Source organism: Novosphingobium sp. NPDC080210 (assembly GCF_050281025.1).
Lineage (GTDB): Bacteria > Pseudomonadota > Alphaproteobacteria > Sphingomonadales > Sphingomonadaceae > Novosphingobium.
On the sequence record NZ_JBNNWL010000001.1, the window covers coordinates 585,683 to 608,636 of the forward strand.

At 64.2% G+C, this 22,954-nt stretch carries 22 protein-coding genes and 1 pseudogene; 13 read left to right on the forward strand and 10 right to left on the reverse strand.

Features of this window, described 5'->3' with window-relative positions:
• Positions 1-61 precede the first annotated feature (61 nt).
• From ACQKOE_RS02820 to ACQKOE_RS02830, 3 genes are all read left to right on the forward strand, one after another.
• On the forward strand, positions 62-1,327 hold the full coding sequence (locus tag ACQKOE_RS02820) for an MFS transporter (protein WP_427511464.1): 1,266 nt from the start codon (positions 62-64) through the stop codon (positions 1,325-1,327).
• On the forward strand, positions 1,324-2,241 hold the full coding sequence (gene cysK / locus ACQKOE_RS02825) for a cysteine synthase A (protein ID WP_427511465.1): 918 nt from the start codon (positions 1,324-1,326) through the stop codon (positions 2,239-2,241). The genes ACQKOE_RS02820 and cysK overlap by 4 nt, the downstream gene beginning before the upstream one ends.
• A 106-nt stretch (positions 2,242-2,347) precedes the next feature.
• Positions 2,348-3,052 carry a dienelactone hydrolase family protein gene (locus tag ACQKOE_RS02830; protein ID WP_427511466.1) on the forward strand — a complete coding sequence of 235 codons (705 nt, stop codon included), beginning with the start codon at positions 2,348-2,350 and terminating at the stop codon, positions 3,050-3,052.
• Here ACQKOE_RS02830 and ACQKOE_RS02835 read toward each other — a convergent pair whose 3' ends face one another.
• From ACQKOE_RS02835 to ACQKOE_RS02855, 5 genes and pseudogenes are all read right to left on the reverse strand, one after another.
• Complete coding sequence (locus ACQKOE_RS02835; protein ID WP_427511467.1) at positions 3,053-4,855, reverse strand: acyl-CoA dehydrogenase C-terminal domain-containing protein; 1,803 nt, start codon at positions 4,853-4,855, stop codon at positions 3,053-3,055.
• Between the two features lie 24 nt (positions 4,856-4,879).
• Positions 4,880-5,329 (reverse strand): MerR family transcriptional regulator, encoded by a 450-nt coding sequence (locus tag ACQKOE_RS02840; protein WP_374590575.1) that lies wholly within the window; start codon positions 5,327-5,329, stop codon positions 4,880-4,882.
• 32 nt (positions 5,330-5,361) lie between these two features.
• Positions 5,362-5,739, reverse strand: coding sequence for a phosphoribosyl-AMP cyclohydrolase (gene hisI / locus ACQKOE_RS02845; protein WP_374590577.1), 378 nt, complete (start codon positions 5,737-5,739; stop codon positions 5,362-5,364).
• A 234-nt stretch (positions 5,740-5,973) separates the two neighbouring features.
• The gene (locus tag ACQKOE_RS02850; RefSeq protein ID WP_427511947.1) at positions 5,974-6,492 is read right to left on the reverse strand and encodes a ComF family protein; all 519 of its coding nucleotides are present in this window, start codon (positions 6,490-6,492) and stop codon (positions 5,974-5,976) included.
• A gap of 51 nt (positions 6,493-6,543) precedes the next feature.
• Positions 6,544-6,738, reverse strand: a pseudogene (locus tag ACQKOE_RS02855) (double zinc ribbon domain-containing protein); the annotation flags it as partial.
• A 53-nt stretch (positions 6,739-6,791) separates the two neighbouring features.
• Between ACQKOE_RS02855 and ACQKOE_RS02860 the strand changes: the two are divergent.
• Positions 6,792-7,535 carry a methyltransferase domain-containing protein gene (locus ACQKOE_RS02860; protein WP_427511468.1) on the forward strand — a complete coding sequence of 248 codons (744 nt, stop codon included), beginning with the start codon at positions 6,792-6,794 and terminating at the stop codon, positions 7,533-7,535.
• Here ACQKOE_RS02860 and ppdK read toward each other — a convergent pair.
• From ppdK to ACQKOE_RS02875, 3 genes are read right to left on the reverse strand one after another with little or no spacing between them, the layout of a single operon-like run.
• A complete protein-coding gene (gene ppdK, locus ACQKOE_RS02865) occupies positions 7,532-10,195 on the reverse strand; it encodes a pyruvate, phosphate dikinase (RefSeq protein WP_427511469.1) in 2,664 nt (887 codons plus the stop codon). The genes ACQKOE_RS02860 and ppdK overlap by 4 nt on opposite strands.
• Positions 10,196-10,248: 53 nt before the next feature.
• Positions 10,249-12,339 (reverse strand): glycine--tRNA ligase subunit beta, encoded by a 2,091-nt coding sequence (glyS, locus tag ACQKOE_RS02870; RefSeq protein ID WP_427511470.1) that lies wholly within the window; start codon positions 12,337-12,339, stop codon positions 10,249-10,251.
• Entirely contained in the window at positions 12,336-13,253 is a 918-nt protein-coding gene (locus ACQKOE_RS02875; RefSeq protein ID WP_427511471.1) for a glycine--tRNA ligase subunit alpha, read from the reverse strand. The genes glyS and ACQKOE_RS02875 overlap by 4 nt, the downstream gene beginning before the upstream one ends.
• A 296-nt stretch (positions 13,254-13,549) precedes the next feature.
• Between ACQKOE_RS02875 and ACQKOE_RS02880 the strand changes: the two genes are divergently transcribed.
• The 9 genes from ACQKOE_RS02880 to ACQKOE_RS02920 all read left to right on the forward strand — a co-directional run bounded on the left by ACQKOE_RS02880 (position 13,550) and on the right by ACQKOE_RS02920 (position 20,521).
• Positions 13,550-14,134 (forward strand): hypothetical protein, encoded by a 585-nt coding sequence (locus ACQKOE_RS02880; RefSeq protein ID WP_427511472.1) that lies wholly within the window; start codon positions 13,550-13,552, stop codon positions 14,132-14,134.
• Positions 14,135-14,142: 8 nt separating this feature from the next.
• Positions 14,143-14,328: a helix-turn-helix transcriptional regulator gene (locus ACQKOE_RS02885; RefSeq protein ID WP_427511473.1), complete on the forward strand. Its 186-nt coding sequence runs from the start codon at positions 14,143-14,145 to the stop codon at positions 14,326-14,328.
• Positions 14,329-14,397: 69 nt separating this feature from the next.
• The gene (locus ACQKOE_RS02890; protein ID WP_427511474.1) at positions 14,398-15,324 is read left to right on the forward strand and encodes a TraB/GumN family protein; all 927 of its coding nucleotides are present in this window, start codon (positions 14,398-14,400) and stop codon (positions 15,322-15,324) included.
• Positions 15,314-16,180, forward strand: a complete 867-nt coding sequence (locus ACQKOE_RS02895) for a TraB/GumN family protein (protein ID WP_427511475.1) — start codon at positions 15,314-15,316, stop codon at positions 16,178-16,180. Before ACQKOE_RS02890 ends, ACQKOE_RS02895 begins: the two co-directional genes overlap by 11 nt.
• 112 nt (positions 16,181-16,292) lie before the next feature.
• The gene (locus ACQKOE_RS02900) at positions 16,293-16,907 is read left to right on the forward strand and encodes a 50S ribosomal protein L25/general stress protein Ctc (protein WP_427511476.1); all 615 of its coding nucleotides are present in this window, start codon (positions 16,293-16,295) and stop codon (positions 16,905-16,907) included.
• Positions 16,908-17,030: 123 nt separating this feature from the next.
• Entirely contained in the window at positions 17,031-17,600 is a 570-nt protein-coding gene (pth, locus tag ACQKOE_RS02905) for an aminoacyl-tRNA hydrolase (protein ID WP_427511477.1), read from the forward strand.
• A gap of 73 nt (positions 17,601-17,673) precedes the next feature.
• Positions 17,674-18,774: a redox-regulated ATPase YchF gene (ychF, locus tag ACQKOE_RS02910; RefSeq protein ID WP_427511478.1), complete on the forward strand. Its 1,101-nt coding sequence runs from the start codon at positions 17,674-17,676 to the stop codon at positions 18,772-18,774.
• Positions 18,775-18,821: 47 nt separating this feature from the next.
• Entirely contained in the window at positions 18,822-20,057 is a 1,236-nt protein-coding gene (locus tag ACQKOE_RS02915; RefSeq protein ID WP_427511479.1) for an ectonucleotide pyrophosphatase/phosphodiesterase, read from the forward strand.
• A 14-nt stretch (positions 20,058-20,071) separates the two neighbouring features.
• Entirely contained in the window at positions 20,072-20,521 is a 450-nt protein-coding gene (locus tag ACQKOE_RS02920; RefSeq protein ID WP_427511948.1) for a MaoC family dehydratase, read from the forward strand.
• A 3-nt stretch (positions 20,522-20,524) separates the two neighbouring features.
• Here ACQKOE_RS02920 and ACQKOE_RS02925 read toward each other — a convergent pair whose 3' ends face one another.
• On the reverse strand, positions 20,525-21,013 hold the full coding sequence (locus ACQKOE_RS02925; RefSeq protein WP_427511480.1) for a hypothetical protein: 489 nt from the start codon (positions 21,011-21,013) through the stop codon (positions 20,525-20,527).
• Positions 21,014-21,021: 8 nt separating this feature from the next.
• The gene (mutL, locus tag ACQKOE_RS02930) at positions 21,022-22,815 is read right to left on the reverse strand and encodes a DNA mismatch repair endonuclease MutL (protein ID WP_427511481.1); all 1,794 of its coding nucleotides are present in this window, start codon (positions 22,813-22,815) and stop codon (positions 21,022-21,024) included.
• Between the last annotated feature and the right edge of the window lie 139 nt (positions 22,816-22,954).

A 22,954-nucleotide genomic window follows, 5' to 3' on the forward strand; every position in this document is an offset into this window, starting at 1 on the left:
TATCAACACCCAAAGCATCTGATTGCTTGGCAATTGCCCGGGGCGCTGCCATTGCAAACCGGTGACTGCCAAGACCCACCCGCTGCAATTCCGCGACTATCGCCTGATCTGGCTGGCGCGGTTCATTTCGACCAGCGCAACCACCGCGATGGTCGTCGTGATGGGAGCGCAAGTCTACCAGCTCGCGCGCCGGTCCTATGGCATGAGCGAGAGCGAAGCCGCTCTGATGCTCGGCCTGCTTGGGCTGGTTCAATTCCTTCCTTTCCTGCTGCTTACCCCACTCGCAGGCGTCCTGGCCGACCGCATGGACCGTCGCCACCTGGGGGCCATGGCAACCGCCGTCGACCTGTGCATCGGCCTGGTCCTCGCAGCGGCGAACACCTGGAATTTCATCAGCCTGCCGCTGCTGTTCATCCTCGCCACCTGCTACGGCTGCGCCCGCGTCTTCATCGGGCCGGCGATCAGCGCGATCACGCCCAATGTGGTCCCGGCAGAGCTGCTGCCCAAGGCCGTGGCAACCAGCTCGCTGGCATGGCAATCGGCCGCCGTGTTCGGTCCGGCAGCGGGCGGGTTCCTCCTCGCCGCCGCCCCGTCCTATCCTTACTGGTGCGCGTCGGGCTTGCTGGCCTTTGGCATCGTCTCGCTGCTGGCCATCCGCCACCGCGCCCCGCCCGCTGCCGCGCCCGACCATCCGGTCAAGCTGATGGCGGAAGGGGCGAAGTTCGTCTGGCATGAGCGGTTTCTGCTCGGCTGCGTGACGCTTGACCTCTTTGCCGTCCTGCTGGGCGGAGCGACGGCCATGCTGCCCGCCTTTGCCTATGACGTCCTGCACGTCGGCGACGAAGGCCTGGGCATGCTGCGCGCGGCCCCGGCGGCGGGTTCGATGCTGGTCGGAATCTGGCTGGGCATGCGCCCGCTGGCGCGCAATGTCGGCTCAAAGATGCTCTGGGCCGTGGCGGTTTACGGCCTTGCGACGCTGATTTTCGGCTTGTCGAAAAGCTTTCCCTTGTCGCTGGCCATGCTGGGGCTGCTTGGCGCGGCAGACGCGATCTCGGTGTTCATCCGCAACACGCTGGTGCAACTCAATACGCCTGATGACAAGCGTGGCCGCGTCTCCTCGATCTCTGGCCTCGCGATTTCCGCCTCGAACGAGCTGGGTGAAATGCAGTCCGGTCTGGCCGCCGCTTTCCTCGGCCCGGTCGGCGCGGTTGCGCTTGGCGGCGCGGGAGCTATCCTTATCACCGCAATCTGGGCAGTGATTTTCCCGGAACTCAAACGGGCGAAAACCTTCGCCCCGCAATATCGACAGAAGGAGCCGGTTCCATGAAGGCAGACAGCATCCTTGCCACTATCGGCAACACCCCGCACATCCGCCTCTCGCGCCTGTTTCCCGACCATGAGGTGTGGGTAAAGGCAGAGCGCGCCAATCCCGGCGGCTCGATCAAGGACCGCATCGGCCTGGCCATGATCGAGGCGGCAGAGCGGGACGGTTCGCTGAAGCCGGGCGGCACGATTGTCGAACCGACCAGCGGCAACACCGGCATCGGCCTGGCCATGGCCGCTGCGGTCAAGGGTTACAAGCTGGTCCTGGTCATGCCCGAATCGATGTCGGTGGAGCGCCGCCGCCTGATGCTGGCCTATGGCGCCACCTTTGACCTCACCCCGCGTGAAAAGGGGATGAAGGGCGCGATTGAGCGGGCGCATGAACTGGTTGCCTCCACCCCCGGCGCGTGGATGCCCCAGCAGTTCGAGAACCCGGCCAATATCGAAGTCCACGTCCGCACCACGGCGCAGGAAATCTATGCCGACTTTGCCGACACCCCGATTGACGCGCTGATCACCGGCGTCGGCACCGGCGGCCACCTGACTGGCTGCGCGGAAATGCTGAAGACCAAGTGGCCCGCGATGAAGGCCTATGCGGTTGAGCCGACCCTGTCTCCGGTCATTTCCGGCGGGCAGCCCTCGCCCCACCCCATCCAGGGAATTGGCGCAGGTTTCATCCCGGCCAACCTGCACACCCAGGCCATCGACGGCGCAATCCAGGTCGATCCGGCAGATGCGAAGGAAATGGCACGCCTCTGCGCGACCAAGGAAGGGATGCTGGTCGGTATCAGTTCGGGCGCGACGCTGGCCGCGATCAAGCAGAAGCTGGCCGACCTGCCCGCTGGCAGCCGCGTGCTGGGCTTCAACTACGATACGGGCGAGCGGTACCTTTCGGTTCCGGACTTCCTGCCGGAGTAACGGCACCTGTCACCCTTCGACAGGCTCAGGGTGAGCGGTCATGGACTCGCCGGTCCAAAACCCCGCTCAGGCTGAGCTTGTCGAAGCCGGTCTGAAAGGGTCAACAATGAACCGCCTGGAACAATTCGACTTCACTGATCGCGGCACCGCCCTGACCGGTTGGCTGGCCAAGCCGGAGGGCGCTCCCCGCGCGGCGGTGTTGGTGTTTCCGACAATTGCCAATGTCACCCCCGCCATCGAACGGCGCGCGCAGATGCTTGCGGATCGGGGATACCTTGCCCTCATTGCCGACTTCTACGGCGAGCCCGTTGCGGATTTTGCCGCATCGCTTCCTCTGGCAGAGGCCCTGCGCGCTGATGTTGACCATTACCGTGCGCGGCTGAAGGCAAACCTGGAGGCACTGCGCCAGCATCCCGCTGCTGCCGGTCTGCCAATCGCCGCCATCGGTTTTTGCATGGGCGGACAGGCGGTGCTGGAGCTCGCCCGCGCTGGCGAAGATCTGGCTGCCGTTGTTTCGTTCCACGGCCTGCTCGACACAAAGCGACCTGCCACTGCGCCGGTTCACTCGCGCATCCTCGTCTGCCATGGCGACCGGGATCCCATGGTCGCGCGCGAGCAGGTGCTGGCCTTCTGGCAGGAAATGGACGCGGCGGAGGCGCACTGGCACTTTCACGCCTACAGCGGCGTCAAGCATGGCTTCACCGACCCCGCCAGCGATACGCGCGGCCTGCCTGCGGTCGGCTATGATGCCAGTGCCGACCGCCAGAGCTGGGCCGCGATGCTCAGCCTGTTTGACGAGGTCTTTGGCTGATCAGGCGCGCAGGAACGCCTCGACCGGCAGTTCCATCATCGCTTCGCTGCCCGCTTCGATCTTGCGGCGCAGCGCCCCTGCATCGGGAGTATAGCGCTGACCGAAGTAGCGCGCTGTGACCAGCTTCGCCTCATAAAAAGCCTTGTCCGCGCTTCCGCCGGCAATCGCCTCAACTGCCACGGCACCCATCTTCAGCCACATCAGGCCCAGGGCCACGATCCCCATGATGTGCATGTAGTGATGCGCCCCGGCGCCGACGTTGTTCGGCTGGGTCATGCCATTCTGCATGAACCACATGGTCGCGGCCTTGAGCTCGCCATTGGCGCGCTCCACCTGGGCGGCAAGCTGCTCCAGTTCCGGCTGGGACTTGGCCGCCGCGCAGGCCGCATCGACTTCGGCAAAGAAGGCCTGGACCGCGCGCCCGCCGTTCTGGGCCAGCTTGCGGCCAACCAGGTCCATCGCCTGGATGCCGTTGGTGCCTTCATAGATCTGGGCAATGCGGGCATCGCGGACGAACTGGCTCATGCCCCATTCCTCGATGTAGCCATGCCCGCCAAAGACCTGCTGCATCTGGACGCAGGTGTCGAAGCCCTTGTCCGTCCCATAGCCCTTCAGCACCGGGGTGAGCAGGCTGATCATGTCGTCCGCCGTCTGGCGCTCTTCCTCGCTCGCCGCCTTGTGGCTCAGATCGACCAGCAGGCCGCCCCACAGGTAGAACGCACGCATCCCTTCGGTGAAGGCCTTGGCGTCCATCAGCATCCGGCGAACGTCGGGGTGGACGAACAGTGGATCGGCCTTTTCCTGCGGCTCGGCCGGACCGGTCAGGGCGCGTCCCTGGCGGCGATCCTGCGCATATTGCACGGCGTTCTGATAGGCGGCTTCGGCCTGGGCCAAGCCCTGGATGCCAACGCCCAGACGCGCGGCGTTCATCATGATGAACATGGCGGCCAGGCCCTTGTTTTCCTCACCGACCATCCATCCGGTTGCGCCGTCATAGTTCATCACGCAGGTCGCGTTGCCGTGAATGCCCATCTTGTGTTCGATGCTGCCGCACGACACCGCATTGCGCTCACCCAGCGAGCCATCGTCGTTGACCAGCACCTTGGGAACGATGAACAGCGAAATGCCCTTGCTGCTCTCTGGCGCGCCCGGCGTCTTGGCCAGGACCAGGTGAATGATGTTCTCGGACATGTCATGCTCACCGGCCGAGATGAAGATCTTGGTCCCGGTGATCGCATAGCTGCCATCGGCATTGGGCACCGCGCGGGTGCGGATCAGACCCAGGTCCGTGCCGCAATGCGGCTCGGTCAGGTTCATGGTGCCGGTCCATTCGCCCGCGATCATCCTGGGCAGGTACTTTGCCTGCTGCTCGGGGCTGCCCTTGGCGAGGATGGCGCTGATCGCCCCTGCGGTCAGGCCCGGATACATGCCCCAGGCCTGGTTCGCGGTGGCAACGAATTCCTCAACCACAAAGCCCAGCACGTGCGGCATGCCCTGCCCGCCGAATTCCTGCGGCGCGGCCAGAGTGCCCCAACCAGCCTCACGGTAGAGCTGGAAAGCTTCCTTGAAGCCCGCAGGCGTGGTGACGGAACCATCGGGATGGCGCGTACAGCCTTCCTGATCGCCCGAGAGGTTGATCGGCGCGAGCACTTCCGCGGCGAACTTGCCGCACTCCTCAACCACCGTGTCCACCATGTCGGCACCGGTGTTTTCGAAGCCAGGCAGATTGCCGTACTGTTCAAGCCTGAGCACTTCGTTGAGAACGAAACGGGTGTCGCGCGTCGGCGCCTTGTAGATCGGCATGGGCCTGTCCTTGGCTAAAAGAGTTCAACCCTTGCGGGAAGACGTGTCGATATTCTCGACCAGCGAGATAAACGTGTTGAGCTCGGTGATGGCGGCATCCAGATCGGCGCGCTGCTGGCTGAGCCGTTCGACCTTTTCCTTGCAGCGCTGCACCGTGACGCGGCGCTGCTCGATCCGGCCATCGCCGAGATCGTAGAGGTCGATCATTTCCTTGATCTCGGTCAGGCTGAACCCGACGTTCTTGGCCCGGATGATCCAGGCAAGCCGCGCGCGGTCCCGCTTGGAATAGACGCGGCTCAAGCCGACTCGGGCCGGAGCGATCAGCCCTTCGTCCTCATAGAACCGCAGCGCCCGCGCCGTAACGCCGAATTCCTCGGTCAGGTCTGAGATGGTGAACTGTTCGCGCTGCAACGCATCGGGCGTATCAAGGTGCGCGCCGTCGTGCGCGGTGGGCCGGTCAACGAGCTGTTCCATGCCCCCGACATTAGCTTACCTTTACGTAAGCGTCAATCTGCGATGCGGCGCAGACCCTCTCCGTCCAGGCGCCGGTAGAAGCAGCTGACGGCGTTGGTGTGACAAGCCGGACCATGCGGCTCGCAGATCAGGACTAGCGCGTCCTGATCGCAATCGACCCGAATCTCCAGAACCTTGAGCACGTGGCCGGACGTTTCACCCTTCATCCACAGCCGCCCGCGCGAACGCGAATGAAAGTGGGCAAGGCCGGTCTCGCGCGTCTTGTCCAGCGCCTCTGCATCCATATGCGCCAGCATCAGCACCTCACGGCTGTCTGCTGCAACCACCACGGCCGTCAGCAACCCCTGCCCATCGAACTTGGGCATGAAAGTGGTTCCGGCTTCGCGCTCGATCTGATCCTGTCCGCTCATGGTTTTCCCTTGTTGCAAGAACACCACATGTGTCGAGCAAAAACATGCCGCCGCGCGGTTGCCGCTTTTCATCGCAGACCAGATCGTCGATCAGAGGCCTTGCGGAAAGGCCGTCGGCCCAGGTTCAGGGACCACCCGCCGCATGAGGGATTGGGCGAGGCAGATCGAAGGGGGGTCTGCCGAACCGCAAAAGCGGAAGCCCTAAAAAGTTTCGTCACGAGGGCGCCCGGAGCTTCATGTTCCGGGCGTTTTCGTTTGCGCGGCCTCCAGCACCTCGTCCAGCACGCGGGCGAAGCAAGTGACAACGACCTTCTCCGCACCGGCCCGCTTGAGTGCCGCAACGCAGGCGCCCGTCGTCGCGCCACTGGTCAGGACGTCATCGACCAGCAGAACTTTCGCGCCTTTCCAGCGGCTCGCATGTTTGGTGTTCACCGCGATCGCGCCCGACAGGGTCTTGGCACGCGCCTTCTTACCCAGCCCGCCCAGCGTCCGCGTCGCTTTCAAGCGATGCAGGCCGTCAACCACCAGCCCTGCGCCGCGAGCCCATGCAATCTCTCCGGCCAGCAGCGCCGCCTGGTTGAACCCGCGCCGCCACAGCCGCCAGCGATGCAAGGGGACGGGAACGACCAGCCAGCCCTCGCCCACCTCTTCCGGAACCTGATTGAGCATCAGCCGCGCCAGCAGCGGAGCCAGGGCGATTCGCCTGCCATGCTTGAATGCGAGGATCAGCTTGCGCGAGGCATCGTTGTACAAGGTGCCTGCTGCGATACCGTCATGCCGGGGCGGCCCGGCCAGGCAAGGCGCACAGATCGCGCCCTGTTCGGCAGAATCGCCAAGCGGTCTCTGGCAAGCGGAGCAGCACGGCGGACCGGGAATCGCCAGGTCGCCCCAGCACGAGGCGCACAGACCCGTTTGCGCAGCAAGCCCTTCGCCGCAAAGCGGGCAGCGGGGCGGAAAAAGCAAGTCAGCGACCGGGACGAGGAGCGGGTGAAGCTGCATCGTTGCCCCTTCTATCGCTTGCGCCGCCGCGCCGCGCAAGGCAGTGCGGGCGGGTGAACCAGCCTGCTCCGCATATAATCTTCGCCCGCAACCGCCGCCTTGCTGCCCGCCGCCGCGCGCTGGGCCTGCAACAGCGCACCGATTCGGCCCGCTACCTGATCGACGACATGGTCGAGGACGTGCTGGAACGGCTGGATTTCCTGCGCCATGAACCGGCCCGCGGCCTGGTTATCGGCGATTGGACCGGGGATTTAGCGAAGGCCCTGCGCGCGCGCGACGTCGATGTCGCCGAAGCCGATCCGGCCAGCGGCTTTGACGATGAAGCGCCGTTCCCCGACACCGGATTTGACCTGATCGTCAGCCTCTCCGCGCTGGATACGGTCAACGACCTGCCCGGCGCGCTGATCCATATGCGCAATGCGCTGAACCCGGGCGGGTTGGCCTTGTCCAGCTTCGTTGCGGCAGGAAGCCTCCCTGCCTTGCGCGCCGCCATGCTGGAAGCGGATGGAGAGCGCCCCGCCCCGCGCCTTCACCCTGCGGTGGACGTGCGCGCTGGGGGGCAATTGTTGCAGCGGGCCGGATGGGCACGCCCGGTGGTCGACAGCCGTCATCTCGACGTGCGATTTTCCAGCTTGCACAGCTTGATTGCCGACCTTCGCGCGCAGGGCCTGTCCAATTGCCTCGCCAATCCCGGCCCCGCGCTGGGCAAGGAAGCCCTTGCCCGCGCGGTCCGTTCATTCGGGTCGGCAACCGTCGAGCGCTTTGAAATCCTGACGCTCAGCGGCTGGAAGGCCTAGCGCAGCGCGGATTGCGCGGCGGCAAGCCGGGCAATCGGCACGCGGTAGGGGCTGGCCGATACGTAATCGAGCCCGACCTGTTCGCAGAACGCGATGCTGGCCGGATCGCCGCCATGCTCACCGCAGATGCCCAGCTTGATGTTCGGACGGGTGGCGCGGCCACGCTCTGCCGCGAGCGAGACCAGCTGGCCTACGCCGTCGATATCCAGGCTGACGAACGGATCGCGGGCGAAGATACCTTGCTCGACATAGGCGCCCAGGAACTTGCCCGCATCGTCGCGCGAAACGCCCAGGGTGGTCTGCGTCAGGTCGTTGGTGCCGAACGAGAAGAATTCGCCCTCCTCGGCAATCTCCCCGGCCATCAGGGCCGCGCGCGGCAGTTCGATCATGGTGCCGACGTGATAGGCAATGGTCCGGCCCTTTTCGGCAAAGACCGCGGTCGCCGTGCGGTCGACCAGAGCGCGCAGGATGGCCAGTTCCTTCTTGGTCGCGACCAGCGGGATCATGACTTCCGGAAAGACTTCAGCGCCGTGTGCAGCAGCTACATCGCAGGCAGCTTCAAAGATTGCGCGGGCCTGCATCTCGTAGATTTCCGGGAAAGTGATGCCCAGACGGCAACCGCGATGGCCCAGCATCGGGTTGAATTCGTGCAGCTCGTCCGCACGGCGCTTCAGCGTATCGACGCCAATGCCGATCACTTCGGACAGTTCGGCGAATTCCGCATCGGCGTGCGGCAGGAATTCGTGCAGCGGCGGATCGAGCAGGCGGATCGTCACCGGCAGGCCGGCCATGACTTCGAAAATCGCATGGAAGTCCGCGCGCTGTTCCGGCAGCAGCTTGGCCAAGGCGGCGCGGCGGCCGCTTTCGTCCTCGGCCAGGATCATCTGGCGGACAGCGGCAATGCGGCTGTTGTCAAAGAACATGTGCTCGGTCCGGCACAGGCCCACGCCTTCCGCACCGAACTGACGCGCGGTGCGGCAATCGTCCGGCGTTTCGGCATTGGTGCGCACCTTCATGCGGCGGTGCTGGTCGGCCCAGCCCATCAGCACGCCGAAGTCACCCACCAGTTCCGGCTCGATGGTCGGAACATGGCCCGCCATGACTTCGCCGGTGGTGCCATCCAGAGTGATCTGGTCGCCTTCCTTCAGCTCGCGGTTGCCGATGCGCAGGGTCCGGCTAGCCATATCGATAGACACGCCCGAGGCACCCGAGACGCAGGGGCGGCCCATGCCGCGCGCGACCACGGCGGCGTGTGACGTCATGCCGCCACGCGCGGTGAGGATGCCCTTGGCCGCATGCATCCCGTGAATGTCCTCCGGGCTGGTTTCAACGCGGACCAGGATCACGGCATCGCCGCGCTCGGCCCGCTTTTCCGCCGTATCGGCATCCAGCACGATAGCGCCCGAAGCCGCGCCCGGGCTGGCCGGAAGGCCAGAGGTCAGCACGTCGCGCGCTGCATCGGGATCAAGCGTGGGGTGCAGCAACTGGTCCAGCGCCATCGGATCGACGCGCAGGATCGCGGTCTTTTCGTCGATCAGGCCTTCTTCGACCATGTCGACCGCCATCTTGAGCGCCGCCTTGGCAGTGCGCTTGCCCGAACGGGTCTGGAGCATCCACAGCTTGCCGCGTTCCACCGTGAATTCGATGTCCTGCATGTCGCGGTAGTGCTTTTCCAGCAGTTCGAACACGGCAGCCAGTTCGGTGTAAGCCTCGGGCATGGCCTCTTCCATGCTGAGCGGCTTGGCCCCGGCGCGTTCGCGCGATGCCTTGGTCAGGTACTGCGGCGTGCGGATGCCGGCGACGACGTCCTCGCCCTGGGCATTGACCAGCCATTCGCCGTAATAGGCCTTCTCGCCAGTCGCCGGATCGCGGGTAAAGGCAACGCCGGTGGCCGAGGTATCGCCCATGTTGCCGAAAACCATGGCCTGCACGTTGACGGCAGTGCCCCAGTCCCCGGGAATGTCGTTCAGGCGGCGATAGACCTTGGCGCGGTCGGAATCCCAGCTGTCAAACACGGCGCGGATTGCGCCCCACAGCTGTTCGGTGGGGTCTTGCGGGAACGGACGGCCCAGTTCAGCCTGAACAATCCCTTCATATTCCTTGACCAGTTTCTGCCAGTCTTCAGCCTGCATCTCGACATCGGCGTAGTAGCCGTTGTCTTCCTTGGCGATTTCCAGCGCGTCCTCGAACAGGTGATGGTCAATCCCCAGCACCACGTCGGAATACATCTGGATAAAGCGGCGATAGCTGTCCCAGGCGAAGCGCGCATCGCCCGAACTTTCGGCCAGGCCCTTCACCGTCTGGTCGTTCAGGCCCAGGTTGAGCACGGTATCCATCATGCCGGGCATCGAAACCCGCGCGCCAGAGCGCACCGACACGAGCAGCGGGTTGGCCGTATCGCCGAACTTCTTGCCCACAGCCCGCTCGATGTGGCCCAGAGCGGTCGCGACTTCGGCCTTTACGCTTTCCGAGAAGTCTCCTCCTTCGGCCAGGTAGCGAACGCATTCCTCGGTCGTGATCGTGAAGCCCGGAGGAACCGGCAGTCCAATCCCGGCCATTTCCGCAAGGTTCGCGCCCTTGCCGCCCACCACCGTTTTGTCCTTCGCGCGCGGGTCCTGGTGAGACACGCCGCCGCCAAAGGTGAATACGTATGTAGTCATGGAAAACCGCCGTTGATTGGAACCGGCGATTCGCCTGCCGGTGTGCGGTCCCCCTAACCTTCGATTCTGGAGAAGTCAGCCACTTTGTGCACTGCGGCACGGAAGGCGGACAAGAGATCAAGCCGCGCGGCGCGCTTGGCAGGATCTGCGTCGTTGACCGTGACGTCGTTGAAGAAGGCGTCAATCGGTGCTCGCAGAGTTGCCAGAGCCGCCATGGCACCGGCAAAGTCCTCTTCCGCTACCGCCGCGGCTGCACGAGGTGCCGCCGCATTGAGCGCCTCGATCAATGCCGCTTCCGCCGGCTCCGGCTGATAGGACAAGGCCCCCTGCACCGCTGCCCGTTCCCGCGCGGCATAGGCCACGTCGGGATCGTCCACCATGGCAAAGGGGTCTTCCTCGCCATCGCGGGGAATGCGGCCATCCTGTCCGGTCCAGTTTTCCTTCTTCAGGATATTGGCCGCACGCTTGTACCCGGCGAGCAGGTTCGCCCCGTCCTCCGTGCCGACAAAGGCCTGAAGCGCATGAACCCGGGCAAGCAGGCGGACAAGGTCGTCCTCGCCGCCCAGGGCAAAGACCGCATCGATCAGGTCGTGGCGCACCCCAGCCTCGCGCTGCTGGACCTTCAGACGGTCCGCGAAGAACGCGAGGACATCGCCCTCACCGATGCCGAGACGCAGGCCGTTCGCGGTGACGATCTGGATGATGCCCAGTGCCGCGCGGCGCAGGGCGAAGGGATCCTTCGAGCCGGTCGGCTTTTCATCGATCGCAAAGAAGCTGCGGATCGTGTCCAGCTTGTCAGCCAGAGCGACGGCAACCGTGACCGGGGCCGTCGGCACTTCGTCGCCCTGCCCGACCGGCTTGTAATGATCGCGGATTGCATCGGCGACAGCATGCGGCAGGCCTTCGGCGCGGGCGTAATAGCCGCCCATCAGGCCTTGCAGTTCCGGAAACTCGCCGACCATTTCGGTGACGAGGTCCGCCTTGCACAGCTCCGCGGCCTGACGGGCCAGCGCCGGATCGCAATTCGGCACGATCCCCTCTGCCGCCAGCCATTCGGCGAGCTTGGCCACACGCTGCACCTTGTCCGCGACTGTGCCCAGCTTTTCGTGGAAGGTGATCCGCGCCAGCTTTTCAGCGTGTTCGGACAGGCGCTTTTTCTGGTCCTGTTCCCAGAAGAACCGCGCGTCGGAGAGGCGCGCGGCGAGGACCTTGCGGTTGCCGGCAATGATCTCCGTACCGCCGTCCAGCGCCACGATGTTGGCGGTGCAGACGAAGGCATTGGCCAGCTTGCCGTCCTTCTCGCAGACGAAATATTTCTGGTTGGTCCGGGCGGTTAGCTGGATGACTTCAGGCGGAACATCAAGATAGCTTTCGTCGAACCGACCGAGCAGTGGCACCGGCCATTCGGTCAGGCCCGCATTCTCCACCACCAGCCCTTCGTCGGCGACCAGCAGCAACCCTTCGGCATGAGCCACGGCAGCGGCCTGTTCGCGGATCAGATCCTGGCGCTCCTCGTGATTCACGATCACGTGTGCGGCGCGCAGCTTGGCCGCATAGTCATCGGCCCCGGCAATCTCGATCTCGCCTTCCGAGTGGAAGCGATGACCGCGCGTCAAGCGGCCAGAGGCAATGCCGTCGATTTCAAACGGTACCACTTCCCCGCCGAGCAGGGCGACGATGGCGGAAAGCGGACGCACCCAGCGCAAGCTTTCCGTGCTGATCGAAGCGGCGCCCCAGCGCTGGCTCTTGGGCCAGGGAAACGCGCGGACCAGGGCCGGAATGGCTTCGGCCAGAACTTCGGCAGTGGCGCGGCCCGGCTTGTCGATCACGGCAAACAGCACCCCGTCCCGCTCGACCAGATCGCTTTCGGCAAGGCCGGTCTTGCGCAGGAAGCCTTCCAGCGCTTGCGGCGGCGCACCGACGCGCGGGCCCTTGATCTCTTCGCTGACCGCAGCAGTTGCCAGCGGCAGATCGCGGGCGATCAGGGCCAGACGGCGCGGCGTCGACCAGACGGTCACTTCGCCCATGCTCACCCCGGCATCGTCCATGGCCTTGCGGAACAGGCGTTCCAGATCGGTGCGGGCACCGGCCTGCATCCGGGCGGGAATTTCTTCCGAGCGCAGTTCGAGAAGGAAATCGCTCACAGGCTCCACTCCGGATAGTCCTTGGCCCACTGGTCCTTGTTCTTTTCAATCCAGGCCTGGCACGCGCCCTTGGCCAGGTCGCGCACGCGGCCGATGTAGCTGGCGCGTTCCTGCACCGAAATCACGCCGCGTGCCTGAAGCAGGTTGAACAGGTGGCTCGCCTCGATAGCCTGGTCGTAAGCGGCCAGAGGGATATTGGCTTCGATGCAGCGCTGGCTTTCCATCTCGGCATGCTGGAACCCTTTGAACAGCTGTTCGGTGTCGGCCACTTCGAAGTTGTACTTCGACATTTCCTGCTCGTTCTTCAGGAAGACCTGGCCATAAGAAACCCCGGCGTCGTTGAAGCGCAGGTCGTAGACGTTGTCGACGCCCTGGATATACATGGCCAGGCGCTCAAGACCGTAGGTGATCTCGCCCGCGACCGGCTTGCAATCGAACCCGCCGACCTGCTGGAAATAGGTGAACTGGGTGACTTCCATCCCGTCGCACCACACTTCCCAGCCCAGGCCCCAGGCGCCCAGCGTGGGGCTTTCCCAGTCGTCCTCAACAAAGCGGATGTCGTGCGCCAGCGGATCGATCCCGATCTCGGCCAGGCTTTGCAGGTACAGTTCCTGCAAGTTGGACGGGTTCGGCTTCAGGATCACCTGGTACTGGTAATAATGCTGAAGCCGGTTGGGATTCTCGCCGTAGCGGCCATCGGTGGGGCGGCGGCTGGGCTGGACATAGGCGGCGCTCCACGCCTCGGGCCCCAGCGCGCGAAGCGTCGTGGCGGGGTGGAACGTTCCGGCGCCCATGCGCATGTCATAGGGTTGCAGGATCGCGCAGCCCTGCTTGCTCCAGAAAGCATGGAGCCGCAGGATGATTTCCTGGAAAGAAAGGGCCGCAGCGGCCGCGGGGCGTGAAGTCTCGCTCATGTCCCGGCCTTTGGCGGATTGAGGTGCCCAAATCAACCTGCCGATTGAACGGAAAAATAATCGAAACGGCCTTGACGGTGTAAGGCAAACCTGACATCTACCGGTTCGTCGACAGCGACCTTCTCCACCGAAGGGTACGCTGACGGCAACTCCAGCGACGCGATCATGGCAGTTGGGTCGCAATTGATTGCCGGATTGCATCCCCTGGGGCGGCTGAGCGGTTGCATCGTTCAGTCGCCTCTTTTCTTCTGTTTTGCAATGCGATCCTTGCGCGCGATGTTGGAATATAGAGACATTTGCCCAAGGATGCTGCTAACCCCGCCGATCGCCGCACTGCCGCGGCTGGGGGTACGCTCATGTTCAAATGGAAGGCTGGATACCGGCATTACAACCTGCTGGTAGATATCTCGTTCTGGGTTTTGCTGTTCTCGCAAGTGCGCGGCCTGCTGAAATTCGCGGGCGTGCCGTCTACATGGCTGCTCTATGAATGGCCGGTAACCAACATCGCCCTGGGCGTCGTGATCATGGCCGTTCAGCTGGGCATGATCGTGCTGATCCTGATGCGTCGGCTGCGCGACGAATATGCCGAACAGCTGTGGCAGAAATCGGCTGCATCCTTCGTTAAGCTGCTACCGGTTTTTCCGATTATCTGGTTCGGCGCCATTTATATCCTGAGCAAGCAAGGCGGAACGCTGGACTTTTACCGGGCGAATCCGAACGAATACTTCCTTCCCGATCATGCAGTTATGCCCAATCCCAATCGCGCCGCCGGAATTTATCAATTCGAAGGCGCCTCCTATGTCATTCTAAAGCTTTCCGCGCATTTCCCACTGGTCTTTGCGGCGCTATACAAGTGGCATCGTTGGTGGGATGAACGGTGAGAAACAAGTTGAGAGCCTTGCGCGCGGAACGCGGCTGGAGCCAGGCAGAACTGGGCGACCGGCTTGAGGTTTCGCGTCAGGCGATCAACGCTATTGAAACCGAAAAGCACGATCCTTCGCTTCCGCTCGCATTCAGAATTGCCCGCCTATTCGATCTGTCGATCGAGGATATTTTTGACCCGGATGGCGAATAGAGCGGATTGACTTTGCTTGAATTCCAATAACATATCCTGATCTTGTTGATTTTAACGACAGGAGTTCCCGTGAAGACCATCCGCGCCGCATTGCTGGTTACTCTCTCTGCCACGGCGGCGCTGCTTGGCCCCGCCCTCCACGCCCAGCAATCCCATCCCACTCCGCAGCCGGTCGAAGCGGTCGCCGCCCGGGCCATGGCGCGTCCGGCACTGTGGAAAGTCAGTGACGCGGACACGACGGTCTACCTGTTCGGCACGATCCACCTGCTGCCCAAGGGGATCGAATGGTACGATGGCAAGCTGGCCCAGGCGTTCGAACAATCGCAGGAACTGGTGACGGAACTTCCCGAAATCCCGCAGGACCAGACCATGGCCGTGACCATGCGGTTTGCCGCCTTGCCCAAAGGGCAGACCCTGCGCGGCCTGATGGATGACAAGGAAAAGGCGAAGTATGAAGCGGCCTTGCAGGGCCTGAGCATTCCGGCAGAAGCGCTCGATCCGCTCAAGCCGTGGTTCACGACCGTTGCCTTGGCGACTGTGCCCCTGGTGCGGGCAGGCTACAGCCTCAACGATGGGGTCGAGGCTCAGCTTGAAAAGCGCAACAAGGCCCTTTCTCGCCCCCGGATCGGGCTGGAGACGCTGGAATACCAGCTGGGCATTTTCGATGGCTTGCCGGTCGCGGCGCAAAAGGCCTACCTGTTCGAAACCATTGATGCCTTCCCGAAGATCGCCGAGGAAGTTAACAAGATGGTCGACAGCTGGAGCAAGGGCGACGCAGCAACCCTTGCCGAGATCCTCAACAGCGAAATGGACGACCCGGTTCTCTACAAGGCGCTGCTGACCGACCGGAACCGCAACTGGTCGGTCTGGATCGATGACCGGATGGATCGCCCCGGAACGGTCTTTCTGGCCGTAGGCGCAGGCCATCTGGGCGGCAAGGACAGCGTCCAGGAATTCCTGGAGAAGGCAGGGTTCAAGGTTGAGCGTGTTCAATAGGCTTTTTTCTTTACTGCTGCTCTTCCTCGCGCTGGCGGGATGCGCGCGCCAGGAGGATGTCCATCCTGGGCTGTGGCTGGTCGAAGGGCCCAAGGGGGAAAAGGCGTGGCTGTTCGGCACGATCCACGCCCTGCCCAAGCCGGTCGACTGGCGGTCGAACAAGGTGGACGCAGCGCTTCATGCCGCAGACCTGCTGGTGCTTGAGGTGGCGGACATCCGCGACGATGCGAAGACCGCAAAGGCCTTTGCCGAGCTTGCGCAATCTCCCGGGCTGCCGCCGATCGCGCAGCGCGTCCCCGCCGACCTGCGCGACGAATTGCAGGACGGCATGACGCAGGGCGGCCTGAAAGCGGGTGCGCTTGATCCGTTCGAGACCTGGGCGGCCGCCTTGATGCTGCAAAACACCAGTGCCGCTGCCCGGACAAGCGATAGCGGAAACGGCATCGACCGCGCCGTGGCCGAGGCATGGAGTGGTCCGGTCGACGAATTTGAAGGAGCCGCGGCACAGCTCGCGATCTTCGACCGGCTGCCAGAACCGGAGCAGCGCGCGCTGCTGAAGGCCGTGCTCACGGAAGAACCGAACCGGGAAGCGCAGCTGCGCGACCTGCAGAAAGCCTGGGCGCGGGGCGACATGGACCTGATCGCGCGGGTTACGGATCAGGACCTCGGTCAGGAACCGGCCCTGCGCGAAGCCCTGTTGCTGGCGCGCAATCGCGCTTGGACCGGCAAGCTTGAGGGGTTGCTGGCACGCGGGGCCATGCCCTTCGTCGCGGTCGGCGCGGCCCATCTGGCGGGCAAGGACGGGCTGCCGGCCATGCTCGCGGCGCGCGGGTGGAAGGTGACGCGGCTACAGTAGCCTTGCTTTTCCCGCCCATTGCCGCTAACGGCCCGCCCTTCTCCGTCATGGTCATCCCTGGAGGCGTGGCGGTGAAAAGACCTATCAACAAGTTTTTCGAAAGGCTTGAGTTATGAGCGATACGCTGACCCTGCCGGCCGAGACGCGCGAACGGGCAGGCAAGGGAGCCTCCCGTGCACTGCGTCGCGAAGGCCGCACTCCCGCTGTGATCTATGGCGGCAATGAAGAACCCCTGGCGATCCACGTCGAAGAAAAGCTGCTGATCAAGCAGCTGGGCACCGGCCACTTCTTCAACTCGATCGTCGAGCTGGAAGTTGGCGGCAAGACCGTCCGCACCCTGCCCAAGGATGTTGCCTTCCACCCGGTCAACGATCGCCCGCTCCATGCCGACTTCCTGCGCCTGTCGGCCAACGCCACCGTCCACGTCAACGTGCCGGTGATCTTCGCCAACGAAGAAGCCAGCCCGGGCCTGAAGCGCGGCGGCGTGCTCAACATCGTCCGTCACGAACTGGAACTGATCTGCCAGGCAGACAAGATTCCTGACGACATCGCGATCGACGTGACCGGTCTGGATGTTGGCGCCTCGATCCACATCAGCCACGTGAAGCTGCCGGAAGGCTCCAAGAGCGCGATCACCGACCGCGACTTCACCATCGCCACCATCGTTGCTCCTTCGGGCCTGCGCAGCGAAGAAGGCGACAACAGCAAGACCGAAGCCAGCGCGTAATCGCACTGCGGTTGACCGCAGCGGCTTTTGTCAGCCAAGGATTCAGCCGGGCCGTGGAAACGCGGTCCGGCTTTTTCTTTTACAGGAAAGTGGCCCCGCTGCGGGCCAGCTGGAGGATAGACGGTGCAAGTCTGGGTCGGTCTTGGCAACCCTGGTCCGCAATATGCGCTCCACCGCCACAATGTCGGTTTCATGGTCATGGACACCCTGGCCGAAGTGCACGGCTTTGGCCCGGTCCAGAAGAAGTTCCAGGGCTGGGTCCAGGAAGGCCGCATCGGCGGGCAAAAGGTCCTGCTGCTCAAGCCCGCCACTTTCATGAACGAAAGCGGCCGCGCCGTGGGCGAAGCGCTGCGCTTTTACAAACTGGGTACCGACGCGCTGACCGTGTTCCATGACGAGCTGGACCTGGCCCCCTTCAAGGTAAAGGTCCGGGTCGGCGGTGGCCTCGCCGGGCACAACGGCCTGCGCTCGATTGACCAGCACCTTGGCCCCGATTTTCGCCGGGTGCGCATCGGCATCGGCCACCCCGGACACAAGGACCGGGTAACAGGCCATGTGCTGGGCAACTATGCCAAGGCCGAGATGGACGACCTGGCCGATATGCTGGGCGGCATCGCGGCGGAAGCGGAATGGCTGGCCAAAGGGGACGATGCCCGCTTCATGAGCGACCTGGCTCTGCGCCTGGCCGACTGAATCGACGAAGCTGACTGGCCAAACCGCCCTCCCCCCGCTATGGGCGCGCGCTTGGCGCCATGCGGAGTAAGTGATGGGTTTTCGTTGCGGTATCGTCGGCCTGCCCAATGTGGGCAAGTCCACCCTGTTCAATGCGCTGACTGAAACCCAGGCGGCGCAAGCGGCGAACTATCCGTTCTGCACGATCGAACCGAACGTCGGCAATGTCGGCGTGCCCGATCCGCGCCTGGACAAGCTGGCCGAAATCGCCGGCAGCCAGAAGATCATTCCGACCCAGCTCGGCTTTGTCGACATCGCCGGCCTGGTGCGCGGCGCCAGCAAGGGCGAAGGCCTGGGCAACCAGTTCCTTGGCAACATCCGCGAAGTCGATGCAATCATCCACGTCCTGCGCTGCTTTGAAAACGACGACATCCAGCACGTCGACAACAAGGTCGATCCGATCTCCGACGCCGAGACGGTGGAAACCGAACTGATGCTGTCGGATCTGGAAAGCCTGGAAAAGCGGGTTCCGGCGGCTCAGAAGAAGGCGACCGGCGGCGACAAGGAAGCCAAGCTGCTCGTTTCGGTCCTGGCCCCGGCGCTCGAACTGCTGCGCGAAGGCAAGCCCGCCCGCCTAGCCATGCCCGATGGGGAAGAGGAACGCCGCCTGTTCAATCAGGCGCAATTGCTCACCGCCAAGCCGGTCCTCTATGTCTGCAATGTCGAGGAAGAAAGCGCGGCCAATGGCAATGCCCATTCCGCCCGCGTGTTTGAAAAGGCCAAGGCAGAGGGCGCCAACGCAGTGATCGTTTCGGCCGCGATCGAAAGCGAGCTGATCGGCATGGACGCCGAGGATCGCCTGGTCTTCCTCGAGGAAATGGGCCTGCACGAAACCGGCCTCGCCCGCGTCATCCGCTCGGGCTATGACCTCTTGCACCTGATCACCTTCTTCACGGTCGGACCCAAGGAAGCCCGCGCCTGGACGGTGCACAAGGGTGCCAAGGCCCCCGATGCGGCGGGCGAAATCCACTCCGACATGCAGCGCGGCTTCATCCGGGCCGAGACCATCGCTTATGATGATTTCATCGGACTCGGCGGGGAAACGGCTGCCAAGGAAGCTGGCAAGCTGCGCCAGGAAGGCAAGGAATACGTGGTGCAGGACGGCGACGTGATGCACTTCAAGTTCAACGTCTGACCGCGCAGGCGGGTTGTATCGAACAGTTGCCCCGCTAGGGTGCGGCAATGCTTCGTCACATCCTGCTGATCCTGTCGCTCCTGATTCTGCCTTCCGCCGTTCAGGCCAGGGCAGCCAAGGAGGATGCGCCCGTCATTCTCGTCTCGTTCGATGGTTTTCATCCGAGCTATCTGAAGCGCGGCGTCACTCCCAACCTGTCGCGTCTCGCGCAGCAAGGGGTGACCGGACCGATGCGGCCATCCTTCCCGTCCAAGACGTTTCCCAATCATTGGACCCTGGTTACCGGGCTGGTTCCGGACCACAGCGGCCTTGTCGGCAACCGCTTTGAAGACCCGCGCCGCCCCGGCGTGATCTTCACCATGGCGGACGACGATCCGTTCTGGTGGAACGAGAGCGAACCGATCTGGGCCGCAGCGGAGAAGGCCGGTATTCGCACGGCCACGATGTTCTGGCCCGGCTCCAACGTGGCCTGGGGCGGCACCTTGCCCGCACCGCGCGCCATGGCCGAAGGCGGCGTCCGGCCGCAGGACTGGCTGCAGTTCAACCAGGCCATCAGCAACCGGCAGCGGGTCAATACGGTCCTCGACTGGCTACGCCGTCCGGCCCAAATCCGGCCGCGCCTGATCACGCTCTATTTCGACCTGATCGATACCGCCGGTCATGATTTCGGGCCGGACGATGCGCGCATGGCGGGCGTCATTGCCGATGCCGACCTTCTCGTTGGCGAACTGGTCACCGGGTTTCGGGAACTGGGCATCACGCCCAACCTGATCGTGGTGTCCGACCACGGCATGGCCGCCACCAGCAGCGAGCGGGTGATCCGGCTCGACCAGCTGGCCGATCCCGCCCTTTACCGGGTGGTCGAAGCCGGACCCTATGCCGCGCTGGAGCCGACCCCCGGCAATGCCGAACGCCTGTGGAGCGCGCTGGCCGTGGCGGGTGCGCACCACCGCTGCTGGCGGCGGGGCGAAGTGCCGGAGCGGCTGCGCTATGGCACCAACCCGCGCACGCCGTCGATCCTGTGCCTGGCAGATCCGGGCTGGCTGCTGGAGGCTGGTCCGCCCAAAGCGGCCTACTCTGGCGGCGCCCACGGCTATGATCCGGCGGCGCCGGAAATGGCAGCGCTGTTCATCGCCAGCGGCCCCGCCTTTGCCAAGGGCAAGCAGCTTCCCGCCTTCGACAATGTGGACATCGCACCGCTGCTGCGTAGTCTGCTGAAATTGCCCGCCGCCACGCGCAGCGATGGCACTGCCGCAACGTTCAACGGAGTGATCCGCCAGTGAGTTCAGACGACGGACTGGTCTATTTCGAAGACCTGGAAATCGGCGCGAAAGCTTCATTCGGACGCTATGAAGTAACGCGCGAGGAAGTGATCGACTTTGCCTCGAAATACGACCCGCAGCCGTTTCACCTATCCGACGAGGCAGCGGCGCAAACCCATTTCGGCCGGCTTTCGGCCAGCGGGTGGCATACCTGCGCCATGGTCATGCGGATGCTGGTGGACAACATTACGGAGAAGCGGCAGGCGGGCCTGGGTTCGCCCGGACTGGACGAACTGCGCTGGTTGAAGCCGGTCTATCCGGGCGACGTGCTGCGGGTCGAAACGGAACTGGTGAGCAAGAAGCAAAGCCAGTCGCGCCCGGAAATGGGCAGCTTTCAATCGCTGGTGAGCGTGTTCAATCAGGACGGTGTCAAGGTCTGCTCCATGAAGTCCATTGGCCTGATCCGGGTGCGCGATTCAGCCTGACCCTCAGCTTGAGCAGGACTGCATCCCCTGCCCGCGATAGATCACCCGGTCATAAGGATCGCGCATGGTCAGCGTCACGGGATGGGAGCGCCCTTCCTCTCCTGACGACACCGCCGCTCCAGAGGGGTATTCGAGGCGCAAGGTGACCTGCTTGCCGGTAAATCGCGTCCAGGTATCCACCGGTCCCCGTTCGCTGCCGGAATCGCCCGCCACCTTGATGATCGCCCCGTCCAGCTTGACCCAGCCAAAGCTGCCCACGGTGACAAGGACCGGCGGCGCCAGGCCCTCACCCAGACGGACCATGCAGCCGGGACCACTGGCGTCGATCCGCGCCACGTCTTCCTGCATCAAAGGTTCCGGCTTCATCGGTTGAAGCGGGGGCAAGCGGTTTTGCGCAGCCTTGACCGCTTCCACATCCGCTTCATCCGCTGCGCGGCGCTGCTCCGCACTCTGGCCGCAAGCGGCCAGCGCCAGCAGCAGAAACGAAGTCATCCAACGCATCACCGTCTCCCGAACAACTTCTCAATGTCGCCATGCGCAAGCTTGACCCAGGTTGGACGGCCGTGATTGCACTGTCCAGACCGCGGGGTCACTTCCATCTCGCGCAGCAGAGCGTTCATCTCAGCGACGGATAACGCACGGCCCGCCCGAACGCTCCCATGACAAGCCATTGTGGCAAGGACATGATCGAGGCGTTCTTCCAGCAGCAACGCCGCCCCGTTCTGGGCCAGGTCATCGGCAATGTCGCGAACCAGCGCCTGGACATTGCCCTTGCCCAGAACCGAAGGTACCGCGCGGACCAGCAAGGCGGTCGGCCCGAACCGCTCTATCGCCAGGCCAAACCCGGCGAGGGTCTGCGCCGCCCCCTCGACCCGGTCGCAGTCCGGTTCGTCCAGTTCGACCACTTCCGGGATCAGCAGGGCCTGGCTGGCTGCCACTGCCCCTTGTGCGCCGGCGGACTTGAGCCGTTCAAGCACAAGCCGCTCATGCGCAGCGTGCTGATCGACGATGACCAGGCCGTCCTCCGCCTCGGCCACGATATAGGTGTTGGCGACCTGACCGCGCGCCACGCCCAGCGGGTGATCGGCCCGCGGAGCATCCACGGCCTGCTCTGCCCGGCCCGATGGAGGCGCCAGGGGCGCGGGCTGAGCGCCGCGCCACGCAACGGGGGCATCGCGGACCACCGGCGCTGCATATTCCCGCGCAAAGAGTGACGACAGGCTGGGTGCCGGTGCGCTCCCCTGGCTAATCGGCTCTGCCTGCCAGTTCGCCATGGCCGGAGCCGCCGGAGCCTGGGCCGTGCGCCGCCCCTCGCCTTCCAGCGCATGGCGCAGGCCAGACACGATGAAGCCGCGCACAAAGGCCGGGTCGCGGAAGCGGACTTCGGTCTTCGCCGGATGGACGTTCACGTCCACTTCCTCGGGCGGAATGTCCAGGAACAGGGCGAGCACGGCATGGCGGTCCCGCGCCAGCATGTCGGCATAGGCCCCGCGCACCGCGCCGACCAGCAGGCGGTCCTTCACCGGACGGCCATTGACGAACAGGTACTGGTGATCGGCTACGCCCCGGTTGAACGTCGGCAGGCCGGCCACGCCCGTCAACCGCGCCGCGCCGCGTTCCAGATCGATGATGACGCCGTCCTGCGCCAGCTCGCGCGCCACCAGTTGCGCCACGCGTGCCGCCAGTTCCTCTCGCGGCTGGACGGCCAGCGCGCGGCGTCCGTCATGTTCCAGCACGAAGCCGATGTCGGGCCTGGCCATGGCGAGGCGGCGCACCACGTCCAGGCAGGCGGCATATTCGCTGCGGGCGCTGCGCAGGAACTTGCGCCGCGCTGGGATCTTGCCGAACAGGTCTTCCACGCGGATGCGGGTTCCGGGGGGCAGCGCGGCAGGCCCTTCCTCCACCACGACGCCGTGATCGACTACGCGCCGCCAGCCTTCACTGGCGGTGCGCGGTCTGCTTTCCAGCGTCAGCCGGGCAACGCTGGCGATGGAAGGCAGCGCCTCACCGCGAAAGCCCAGGGTCGCGACCATCTCGATATGTTCGTCTGGCAGCTTGGAGGTAGCATGGCGTTCCAGCGCCAGGGCCATCTCAGCCGGGTCCATCCCGCAGCCGTCGTCCGTCACTTCGATCCCGGCCAGCCCACCCTCGGCCAGCTTGACGGCGATGCTGGTCGCCCCCGCGTCGATGGCGTTTTCGACCAGTTCCTTCAGAGCCGAAGCAGGGCGTTCGACCACTTCGCCCGCAGCAATGCGGTTGATCAGGGTATCGGGCAGGCGGCGAATTGCGGGCATGTGCTTATGCCTAGCGTTCAGCCGTCGGAATTTCGAGACGGAACGCCTGCGCAAGCCCCGGCAATCGACACAATTTTTTGGCGTTTCGTTAAGCCTTGCGCTAGGGGGAGCGCTTCCACGCCAACGCAACGGCTTATCG

Bases quoted from the DNA above. Each gene is read 5' to 3' on its own strand.
- cysK (WP_427511465.1), top strand. From the start codon at position 1,324: ATGAAGGCAGACAGCATCCTTGCCACTATCGGCAACACCCCGCACATC.
- ACQKOE_RS02830 (WP_427511466.1), top strand. From the start codon at position 2,348: ATGAACCGCCTGGAACAATTCGACTTCACTGATCGCGGCACCGCCCTG.
- ACQKOE_RS02835 (WP_427511467.1), bottom strand. From the start codon at position 4,855: ATGCCGATCTACAAGGCGCCGACGCGCGACACCCGTTTCGTTCTCAAC.
- ACQKOE_RS02840 (WP_374590575.1), bottom strand. From the start codon at position 5,329: ATGGAACAGCTCGTTGACCGGCCCACCGCGCACGACGGCGCGCACCTT.
- hisI (WP_374590577.1), bottom strand. From the start codon at position 5,739: ATGAGCGGACAGGATCAGATCGAGCGCGAAGCCGGAACCACTTTCATG.
- ppdK (WP_427511469.1), bottom strand. From the start codon at position 10,195: ATGACTACATACGTATTCACCTTTGGCGGCGGCGTGTCTCACCAGGAC.
- ACQKOE_RS02875 (WP_427511471.1), bottom strand. From the start codon at position 13,253: ATGAGCGAGACTTCACGCCCCGCGGCCGCTGCGGCCCTTTCTTTCCAG.
- ACQKOE_RS02900 (WP_427511476.1), top strand. From the start codon at position 16,293: ATGAGCGATACGCTGACCCTGCCGGCCGAGACGCGCGAACGGGCAGGC.
- ychF (WP_427511478.1), top strand. From the start codon at position 17,674: ATGGGTTTTCGTTGCGGTATCGTCGGCCTGCCCAATGTGGGCAAGTCC.
- ACQKOE_RS02915 (WP_427511479.1), top strand. From the start codon at position 18,822: ATGCTTCGTCACATCCTGCTGATCCTGTCGCTCCTGATTCTGCCTTCC.
- ACQKOE_RS02925 (WP_427511480.1), bottom strand. From the start codon at position 21,013: ATGACTTCGTTTCTGCTGCTGGCGCTGGCCGCTTGCGGCCAGAGTGCG.
- mutL (WP_427511481.1), bottom strand. From the start codon at position 22,815: ATGCCCGCAATTCGCCGCCTGCCCGATACCCTGATCAACCGCATTGCT.